A 9,322-nucleotide genomic window follows, 5' to 3' on the forward strand; every position below is an offset into this window, starting at 1 on the left:
ATGGACGGCATGGCACGAAGCAGGTTCGCCGAATTCCTGGTCGCCCGGCGCGCGGAGTTGCGCCCGGGCGATCTGGGGTTGCCCGAGGGTCGCCGCCGGCGTACCCCGGGGTTGCGCCGCGAGGAGGTCGCGGTGCGGGCCGGCGTCAGCGCCGACTACCTGGCCCGGCTGGAGCAGGGCCGGGACAACAATCCGTCACCGGCGGTGGTCGAGGCGCTGGCCGACGCGTTGCTGCTGCGCGGTGAGGCGCGCTACCAGTTCAACATCCTCGCGCTGACCGCCGCCGACGGTTCCCGCTGCCCCGGCGGGGAGGCCGAGCCGGAACAGGTGCCCGAGACCATTCAGCAGGTACTGCGCGCGCTCGCGCCGACTCCCGCGTTCGTCGTCGGCAGGCAGCTGAACGTGCTCGACTGGAACGCCGCCTGGGCCGATTTCGCCGCACCGCTCGGGCTGCTCGACGATTCCTCACCCAACCTCGCCCGATTCGTCTTCACCCATCCGGCCGCCCGGCGCGTGCTGCGCAATTGGTCGCAGGCCGCGGACGCCTTCGCGGCGGCCCTCAATCGGGCCATGGTGCGCTGGCCCGCCGACGAGGCGCTGCGCGAGACGATCGATCGGTTGCGCAGCCACCCGGACTTCGCCGAACGCTGGACCCCGCAACGACTCAACGAGCCGACCGTACCGCTGCTGCGCTTCGACCATCCGGTGCTCGGTGACGTCGACGTGCCGTTCGAGACCTTGGAAACCACCGGCGATCAGAGCCTGGTCGTCTGGCTCACCGACCGGGTCAAGGCCACCGGCCTGCACCTGGTGCGCGATCGCGCGGCCAACGAATAGCGAACGTCGTGGCGCCGGCGCGTCGACGGCGCGGGCCGGCCTCATTCCCGCGAGGTGCGTAGGTGGATGCGCTCGCCCTGCTTCCTGAACAAGCTCAGCACCTGGACGCTCCCGCCGCCGGTCGCGCCGAACCAGTGCGGGATCCGGCAGTCGAACTCGGCCGCCTCGCCGGCGGTCATCACGAAATCGCGGGATCCCAGCCGTACCCGTAGGCGCCCGTGCAGCACGTACAACCATTCGTGTCCGGGGTGGGTGCGCAGGAACGGCTCATCGTCGGTGGCCGGGATGGTCATCGTGTAGGCGCGTGGTTCGCCACGGTGCCGGGAGAGCGGAACCAGTACCCGGCCCGCGGCGGTCTGCGCCTGCCGCGGCCGGACCGGGTCGACGATCCGCGGCGAGGCCACGATCTCGTCGAGCGGGACGCCAAGGGCCGCGGTGATCGGCAGCAGCAGTTCCAGACTCGGTTTGCGCTGCGCCGATTCCAGCCGCGACAGCGTGCTGGTCGAGATCCCCGTGGCGCGCGCGAGTTCGGCGAGGCTGACGCCCTTCTTCTCCCGCGCACGGCGCAATCGCGGCGCGATCTGCTCGATGACGGCGTCGACGCTCGGCTGCCCATCCATGGGTCACAGTGAAGCTAATCCGTCCCGGAATCGGCAAGATTCTTTGCCGATACCGCAAATTCCTCGGGATGCTGTCAGCGGAGGTGATCCCAATGGACACAACGACAACAGCAATGGGCGGATCGACACCCGCGATCGACACGGAGGCGATCAACCGAGCGTCGACGAGTGAATCGGATAGCGGCGGCGGTGGCCGCTCACGGCGACCGGACCGGCTGCCCCTCGGCGTATACCTGCTCGGCTTCAGCTTGTTCGCGATGGGCACGGCCGAGTTCCTGCTGGCCGGCGTACTGCCCGCGGTCGCCGACGACCTGGATACGACGCTGTCCTCGGCGGGGATGCTCATCACCGCGTTCGCACTGGGCGTCGTACTCGGCGGGCCACCGCTGGCGGTCCTGGGCCTGCGCTGGCCGCGCCGCACGGCGCTGCTGGTCACGCAGGGCATTTTCGCGGCGGGCATCGTCGCCGGCCTGATGGGTAATTACCAGGTCCTGCTGATCTCGCGGGCCGTTTCCGGCATCGCGTACGCGGGGTTCTTCGCGATCGCGTCGGTGACGGCCATCAGCTTGGTGACCCCGGATCGTACGGCCAGGGCATCCGGCGTCGTCGTCAGTGGATTGAGCATCGCCATGGTCGCCGGCGGCCCCGCGGGCACGCTGCTCAGCCATTTCACCGACTGGCGTGGCGGTTTCTGGGCGGTAGTGTTCCTGACAGTCACCGCGATGATCGGGTGCAGGCTCGGGTTGCCCGGCACCGATTCCGGTCCGGCTGTTCGGCCGAGTGTGTCCAGGGAGTTGCGCACGATGCGCAGACCACGTCTGTGGGGGATCTACGCGATCACCATCGCGACAACGGCCGCGTACATGGTCACGTTCAACTACCTCGCGGCCATGCTCGCCGACATCACCGAAGTCTCCGAGGTCTGGATCCCGGCGATCCTGGCGCTGTTCGGCATCGGGGCTTTCGTCGGCTTGTCCATCGGCGGCCGCATCTCCGACCGGCGGCCACATCTGGCGCTGACAGCGGGTGCCATCGCGATCGCGGTTCTTTCGGTGGTGATGGTCGCCGCCGTCGCTCGGGTCTGGCTGGTCGTGCCGACGGTGTTCCTGCTCGGCGTGGCCGCGTTCGTGCTCAACCCCGCGCTCTACGGGCGGGTGTTCACCCTCGCTGCCGATGCCCCGACGCTGGCGGGGGCGACCACCGTGTCGGCCTTCCAACTCGGCATCAGCATCACGCCGGTGCTCGCGGCCGTGCCGTTGTCCCGCGGCGCCGCGCTGACCTCGGTGTGCTGGATCGGCGCGCTGCTGGCGCTGGCAGCGCTGCCGATCGTGCTCGCCGATCGCGCCGGTATGCCGGCGCGATGACCCGGGGCGATCGCCTAGAGCCCGAGCACCGCCATCCGTTCGGCGTGGCTGGCCTGCATGCGCTCGAAGAGGGTGGCGATGCCGTTGAGGTCGCCGGTGGCGGCGAGCACCAGTTCGGTGAGCTCATCGCGCTGGGCCATCACGTACTGGGCCTGGGTGATCGCCTCACCGAGCAGCCTGCGACCCCACAGCGTCAGCCGGTCGCGCTCGGAACGGCTGGCGGCCACCGCGCGGCGCACCTCGTCGACCACGAACTGCGAATGTCCGGTCTCGGCCAGCACATCGCGCACCACGTCGGCGACATCGGGGCTGAGCACGCCGGCGATCTCGCGGTAGAAGTCGGCGGCGATGCCGTCGCCGACGTAGAACTTGACCATCGACTCGAGCCACGTCGACGGATCGGTGGAGGCGTGATAAGCGTCAAGGGCCCGCACGAACGGCGCCATCACCTCGAAGATGTCGGCCCCGCGCTCCGACAGCGCCGCCTCGAGCCGCGTGAAATGCTCCATTTCGGCGGCGGCCATCTTCGCCACCGCCACTTTGCCGCGCACGGTCGGCGAGAGCTTGGCCTCCTCGGCGAGCCGGTAGAACGCGGAGATCTCACCGTAGGCGAGCACCGCGAACAGATCGGTCACCCCGGGATGGTCGGCGGGAATGGACGGCGGAACCGGGCCGGTCGGCGAAACACCCAGCGCGGCAGGTGACTGTGCTCCCATGGGTCACCAGCGTAATACCCGGCGCGCCGCGCGTCGCGGCTCGTCTCACGCGCCCGCGCCGGGCACCGCGCAGCGGCCCGGTCAGACCCCGGTGGCGAGGAATTTATCCAGGTAGGTCCAGGTCGTGTCGCGTGCGGTGGGGCCGGTCAGGATCCCGAGCTGGCTGCCCGGCGCGGTTTCGTAGCGCACCGAGGCGGCGCCGCTGAGCGTGCGCAGTCCGGCTTCCACGGCGGCGGCCGGAGTGATGACGTCGCTCGGCCCACCGACCAGCAGCACCGGCGCGGTGACGTCGGCGAGCGCGATATGCCGCTGCCCCAGCCGGACCACGCCGCGGCCGATGTCGTTGTTCAGGATGAGCCTGCCCCACAGCTGCCCGTAGAACCGGCCGGGATAGCCGGGCATCTCGGCCATGAATCGGTCGATGGTCTCCATCCGGGCCAGCGTCTCGGTGCGGGCGATATTGCTGGCGACGAACCACGGCCGCTTGAGCTCACGTTCCCAGGCGGTGGCCCGGTAGGCGAGCCGGGTGAGTCCGGCCGGCACCCCGCCTGCCGCGCGCACGACGGTAGATACCGCCTGGCCACCGGTCAGCTTGGCGACCGCGCGCAGCTGCGGGATCCCGGTCATCCTGTCGTAGTCCAGCGGCGCGCCGACCGCGGTGATCGACCGGATCGGCAACTGTGTGTTCGCCGCTGCCGTCAGTAGTGACAGCGTTCCACCCAGCGACCAGCCGATCAGATCGACGGGTGCGCCGCCGCGGTCGGCCGAGGCGCGCAGCACCGCCTCGGGCAGGATGTCGTCGATCCAGTCCTCGAAGCCCATCTTGCGGTCGGCGAAGGTGATGTCGCCGTAATCGACCAGGTACGGCGCCCGGCCGGTGTCCAGCAGGAACCGGGCTACGCTCTGGTCCGGACGCAGATCGAAGCAGGTGGCGGGGGCGGCCAGCGGGGGCACGAGCAGCACCGCGGAACCGGCGACGGGCGACGCTTCGTCGAATCGTCGCAGGGTGCGGTGCGGCTGATCCCACAGCACGGTCGACGGTGTCGGTTCCGGATCGACCACACCGGAGCCGAAGGTCAGGGCCCAGGCGTTGCGCGCGGCGAGGGTGACGGTGTCTGCGATGCTCACCACACGAATGTCTCACATCCGGTACCGCCGGTAACACCCACGGTGTGACGACCACAGCCCGCACCGGGCCGACTGTCGCCTATATCACCCATTCGCCACGCCCGATGAATTACCGTGTCGCGCGCACCACTGATCGCCGGTCCACGCACCGAAAACGAATGAATGCCATGGCGATTCTCACGCCGGATTTCCGGGCCGAGCACAATATCACGCTACAATCTCCACGGACAACGAAAATTTCGCGCCCGATCGAGTAACCCGATCACCGGCCGACACAGCTGTCGGCCCGGCGCGCAAGACGATGTCCACGGAAAATGTGCGCGCACCAGATCCGCGTCACCGATGCGCCGCGCCGATGTCTCCCAGGCAGCCCCCTCTCCGGCGGGTACCGCTGACATCCGGCAGCGACCGGTGAGTATCACAGGCGGATACGTGGTCGTCGCGGACCGGCCGGTCCGCCCCACGCCTCGTGCGCGCGTGACGCGATAACGAGGAAGGCACGAACCCTGAGCAAGATCACTGTCGAACAGGAACCGGGACTGGCGGACACCCTGCTGACGGCCGAACTGGACGAAACACATACCGCCCCGACCTTCACCGAATTGGGTGTGCGCCCGGAAATCGTGCGCGCACTCGGTGAGATGGGCATCGAACGCACTTTCGCCATCCAGGAACTCACCCTGCCGCTGGCCTTGGCCGGGGAAGACCTCATCGGCCAGGCCCGTACCGGCATGGGCAAGACCTTCGGATTCGGTGTGCCGCTGCTGCATCGCATCGCCACCGCCGAATCGGGCACCACCCCGCTGGACGGAACACCGCGGGCGCTGGTGATCGTCCCCACCCGCGAACTCTGCTTGCAGGTCACCAAGGACCTGGAGAACGCGGGCAAATATCTGACCAATCACCAGGGGCCGCTGAAGGTGGTCTCCATTTACGGTGGCCGCCCCTATGAGGCGCAGATCGAGGCGCTGCGCCACGGCGTCGACGTCGTCGTCGGCACCCCTGGCCGTCTGCTCGACCTGGCCAATCAGCAGCATCTGATTCTCGGCAAGGTCGGCGTGCTGGTCCTCGACGAGGCCGACGAAATGCTCGATCTGGGCTTCCTGCCCGATATCGAACGCATTTTGGGCATGGTCCCGGATAAACGGCAGACGATGCTGTTCTCGGCCACCATGCCGGGCCCGATCATCACCCTGGCTCGCACATTCCTCACCCGCCCGACCCATATCCGGGCCGAGGAACCGCACGATTCCGCGGTGCACGATCGCACCGCCCAGTTCGTCTACCGGGCGCACGCGCTCGACAAGAGCGAATTGGTCGCCCGGGTGCTGCAGGCCGAAAACCGCGGCGCCACCATGATCTTCACCCGCACCAAGCGCACCGCGCAGAAGGTGGCCGACGATCTGGCCGAACGCGGTTTCGCGGTCGGCGCCGTGCACGGCGACCTCGGCCAGATCGCGCGCGAGAAGGCGCTGGCGAAGTTCCGCAAGGGCACCATCGACGTGCTGGTCGCCACCGACGTGGCCGCGCGCGGGATCGATATCGACGACGTCACCCACGTCATCAACTATCAGTGCCCCGAGGACGAGAAGACCTACGTGCACCGCATCGGCCGCACCGGTCGCGCCGGGCGCACCGGCGTCGCGGTGACGCTGATCGACTGGGACGAGCTCAACCGCTGGGCCGGCATCGACAAGGCACTCGGCCTCGGCATCCCCGAGCCGGTCGAAACGTATTCGCGTTCCCCGCACCTGTTCTCGGACCTGGGCATCCCGGAAGGTGTCACCGGCACCATCCGCAAGCCCAAGCCGCAACGCGATGAGGACGCCGAAGTCGTCGAGCGCCCCGAGCGCACGCCGCGCAAGCGCAACCGCAGGCGCACCCGTGGCGGTAAGCCGATCGACGGCGAGGCCACCGTGAGCACCGGCGACGCCGGCGAGCAGGACGAGGCGCAGGCCGGTTCGGCGCCCGCCGAGGGCGCGGCCGGTGAGGACGGCGAACGTCCGGCACGGCGCAGGCGTCGTCGGCGCAAGTCTACCGGCGAGGACGGCGCGGACGGGGCCACCGCGGAGGCGAACAGCACCGCCGAGGCGAAGGACACGGCCCCGGCCGGCAGTACCGCCGAAGCGTCCACCGACGAGGCACCAGCGACCGAGGGCACCGACGCCGAGACCGGCGGCGAGCAGCCCGCACGGCGCAGGCGCCGTCGCCGCAAGCCCGCCGGTGAATCCGCCGCGGACGCCTCCGCAGCGGATTCGGCCACGCCGGTCGAGTCGAACAGCACCGCCGGCGTCTCCGCCTGATCGAACACCCCCGAAATGCTGGTGAGCGCGAACCGCGCCCACCAGCATTTTTCGTCTCCGGGCAGGGTCGTGCGCCCGCTCGCGAAGCACAGCCGGACCGGCCGCCGCCGGGCACGGCGATGTCATCGGCGCTCGGGCCGATCCGCTAATCTCGCACACGTGCTCGCACCCGAGCGGCGGACCCGCGCCGACATCCTCATCGCGGTCGCGATCGCCCTCGTACTGGCGATCGCGGCTCTGGTGGTGTGGATCCAGTCGGATGCGCGCGGCACCGAGTCGGTCGTCGCGGACACCCCGGTCGACACCCCACCTGCCGCGTCGACGCTGCCCACCGAGCTGCGCGAACTCTGGCACGCGCCCGACGGGGCGAGCACCGAGGCGCTCACCTCCGGCGGAGTGGTGGTCACCGCGGACCGCGGCACCGTCACCGGACGCGATCCGCGCACGGGTGCCGAAATCTGGCACTACCGGCGCGATATCCCGCTGTGCGGCGTGCAGTCCCAGTTCGGCACCGTGATCGCGGTGTATCGCGACGATCGCGGATGCAGCCAGACCACCATGCTGCTCGGCTCGGACGGCTCGCGCACCACCGCGCGCAGCAGCGACATGGATTCCGAGATCGCATTGTCGGTCGATGGCACCTACGTGCTGGCGCAGGGGCCGCGCCGGCTGGAGATGTGGCGATCGGATCTGGTGCGCACGCTCGAGTACGGCCGGGTCGAGGCCAAAGAGATCCCCAAATCCCAGCCGCGCCAAGACTGTTCGCTGATATCGGCGAGTTCGAGCTCGTCTCGGCTCGCGGTGCTCGAGCGCTGCCCCGGCGACACCGCCAACCGGCTGACGATCCTGGATCCCGCTCCCAAGGATTTCCGCGTCCCCAAGGAATTCGGCTCCCGCGAGCTGAACGGGCCGGGTACCGACTCGCCCGAGGCGGAAGTGATCGCGGTGTCGGACAACCGCATCGTGCTCTACCTGCCCGGCGCCACCTCCCCCGATCCCGCACCGCCACGGCTGGCGGTTTTCGACGCCACCGGCAATCCTTTGGTGGCGCACGAGCTTTCGGCGCCGCTGGCCCGGACGACCACCACCACGCGCATCGGTTCGGCCTACCTGGTGTTCACCGGTAACAGCCTGATCGCGTTGAACGCCAGCACCTTCGACCCGATGTGGACCGCGGCGGGCGCGCTGGGGAGCCCGGCCTTGATGGCCGGTCATATCCTCGTTCCGGTCGATGGCGCGATTGCCGCGCTGGACCCGGCGACCGGTGCGGAGGTCACGCGGATCCCGGTGGAGCGCAAGGGGTATGACGGCTCCCCGATCGCGCTCGGCGTGCTCGGCGATGCCGTCCTCGAGCATCGTGGCGATCAACTGGTCGCGTTCGGCTGAACCCGTTTCTGTCGGTGCCTCGTGGCACACTCGCCGCCATGCGCAGGGCAGCCACGAACTCCACCACCTCCCGCGCCGGAGCAATGTCGACCCGGCGGCAGCGGCCGGGCGCGGTGGGGGCTCGGATCGAAGGAAACCGCCGCGCTGCGCACGCGAACGCATCCCGCTCGAGCGCGGTGGCTCATGATGGATGACATGTCCGAACTCGAGCATGCCCGGCTGATCGTCCTGCGCCACGGTGAGACCACCTGGTCCGCGCAACGCAAGCACACCAGCACCACCGACCTGCCGCTCACCGACCGCGGCGAGCAGCAGGCGCGCGCGGCCGGACGGCTGCTCACCGACCTGAAGCTGCGCACCCCGCTCGTGTACACCAGTCCGCGACAGCGTGCCGCGCGCACCGCGGAACTGGCCGGGCTCGACACGGCCGTCGTCGACGCCGACCTGGCCGAATGGGATTACGGCGACTACGAGGGCCGCACCACCACCGAGATCAGGGAAACGGTGCCTGGCTGGACGGTCTGGACCCACCCCGTGCCCGGTGGGGAATCCGCCGAGCAGGTCCGCGCTCGCGCCGACCGGGTGCTGGCCACCGCCACCGCGCAGCTCGCCGAACGCGATGTGGTGCTGGTCGGGCACGGGCATTTCTCGCGCGTTCTCATCGCCCGCTGGTGCGAGTTCGATATTCGTGAAGGCCGCCGGTTCGCCATGTCGACCGGCGCGGTCAGTGTGCTCGGCTACGACCACGGCGCGCCCACCGTGCGCGGCCACAATCTCGTCCCGGCCGAGGAGCTGGCACGATGACCGGCACCGCGATCCGCCGTGCGCTCCCCGACGATGTGCCCGCCCTGGTCGAGCTGGTCTACGACCTGGCCGAATACGAGAAGGCCAGGCACGAGTGCACCCTCACCGCCGAACAACTGCACACCGCGCTGTTCGGCCCCGCGCCGGCCCTGTTCGCCCATGTC

The 9,322-nt window shown here is 69.6% G+C and carries 8 protein-coding genes and 1 pseudogene; 6 read left to right on the forward strand and 3 right to left on the reverse strand.

Annotated features, from left to right (window positions below):
* Nucleotides 1-9: 9 nt before the first annotated feature.
* Nucleotides 10-837: a helix-turn-helix transcriptional regulator gene (locus tag RJ05_RS19385; RefSeq protein ID WP_036539131.1), complete on the forward strand. Its 828-nt coding sequence runs from the start codon at nucleotides 10-12 to the stop codon at nucleotides 835-837.
* Nucleotides 838-878: 41 nt separating this feature from the next.
* Here the strand turns inward: RJ05_RS19385 and RJ05_RS19390 are convergent, their stop codons facing one another.
* Nucleotides 879-1,457 (reverse strand): helix-turn-helix domain-containing protein, encoded by a 579-nt coding sequence (locus RJ05_RS19390; protein WP_036539115.1) that lies wholly within the window; start codon nucleotides 1,455-1,457, stop codon nucleotides 879-881.
* A 92-nt stretch (nucleotides 1,458-1,549) separates the two neighbouring features.
* Between RJ05_RS19390 and RJ05_RS19395 the strand changes: the two genes are divergently transcribed.
* Nucleotides 1,550-2,821 (forward strand): MFS transporter, encoded by a 1,272-nt coding sequence (locus RJ05_RS19395; protein WP_228788601.1) that lies wholly within the window; start codon nucleotides 1,550-1,552, stop codon nucleotides 2,819-2,821.
* A gap of 14 nt (nucleotides 2,822-2,835) precedes the next feature.
* Here RJ05_RS19395 and RJ05_RS19400 read toward each other — a convergent pair whose 3' ends face one another.
* Nucleotides 2,836-3,537, reverse strand: a complete 702-nt coding sequence (locus tag RJ05_RS19400; protein ID WP_036539116.1) for a ferritin-like fold-containing protein — start codon at nucleotides 3,535-3,537, stop codon at nucleotides 2,836-2,838.
* Nucleotides 3,538-3,618: 81 nt separating this feature from the next.
* On the reverse strand, nucleotides 3,619-4,665 hold the full coding sequence (locus RJ05_RS19405; RefSeq protein ID WP_085996239.1) for a polyhydroxyalkanoate synthase family protein: 1,047 nt from the start codon (nucleotides 4,663-4,665) through the stop codon (nucleotides 3,619-3,621).
* 485 nt (nucleotides 4,666-5,150) lie between these two features.
* On the opposite strand from RJ05_RS19405, the gene RJ05_RS19410 reads away from it, so the two are divergent.
* From RJ05_RS19410 to RJ05_RS32415, 4 genes and pseudogenes are all read left to right on the forward strand, one after another.
* A complete protein-coding gene (locus RJ05_RS19410) occupies nucleotides 5,151-6,968 on the forward strand; it encodes a DEAD/DEAH box helicase (RefSeq protein WP_036539119.1) in 1,818 nt (605 codons plus the stop codon).
* Between the two features lie 159 nt (nucleotides 6,969-7,127).
* Nucleotides 7,128-8,354: an Rv3212 family protein gene (locus tag RJ05_RS19415; RefSeq protein WP_036539120.1), complete on the forward strand. Its 1,227-nt coding sequence runs from the start codon at nucleotides 7,128-7,130 to the stop codon at nucleotides 8,352-8,354.
* A gap of 195 nt (nucleotides 8,355-8,549) precedes the next feature.
* Nucleotides 8,550-9,158, forward strand: coding sequence for an acid phosphatase (locus RJ05_RS19420; protein WP_425295070.1), 609 nt, complete (start codon nucleotides 8,550-8,552; stop codon nucleotides 9,156-9,158).
* Nucleotides 9,155-9,322: pseudogene (locus RJ05_RS32415) on the forward strand (GNAT family N-acetyltransferase); the annotation flags it as partial. The gene RJ05_RS19420 and the pseudogene RJ05_RS32415, both read left to right, overlap by 4 nt.

Source organism: Nocardia cyriacigeorgica NBRC 100375 (assembly GCF_000308555.1).
Taxonomy (GTDB): domain Bacteria; phylum Actinomycetota; class Actinomycetes; order Mycobacteriales; family Mycobacteriaceae; genus Nocardia; species Nocardia cyriacigeorgica.